Annotated in this window: 1 protein-coding gene; it reads right to left on the bottom strand. The window is 54.5% G+C overall.

Going from position 1 to position 242, the window contains the following annotated elements; genetic code table 11:
* The coding region (locus R0J87_RS23945) for an ElyC/SanA/YdcF family protein (protein ID WP_498889531.1) at positions 1-242 on the bottom strand (242 nt) is incomplete at both ends.

The raw sequence follows: 242 nt of genomic DNA, 5'->3' as shown, positions 1-242 counted from the left end.
CTGTTTGTTCCAGATACTGGGCTTTAGGTGCGTATTTCAGCCAGGGCTGGTGGATTTCATCACTGGCGAGATAATTTGTCGGGGCAGGGATCGGGCTCAAGCCCGCCTGGCTGAATTCGGCAATGGCGCGCGGCATATGGCTGGCTGAGGTCACAAGAACCAGGTTGCGTTTACCGACCACAGAAGCGGCCTGAAAGGCTTCTTCCCAGGTATCTTTTGCGGTTTCCAGCAGAAGTATATCC

It is taken from the genome of Halomonas sp. SIMBA_159, from assembly GCF_046536035.1.
Classification (GTDB): Bacteria; Pseudomonadota; Gammaproteobacteria; order Pseudomonadales; family Halomonadaceae; genus Vreelandella; species Vreelandella venusta_A.
Note: the sequence above shows the minus strand (reverse complement) of the source record. Positions and strands in the feature narration are given on the sequence as shown.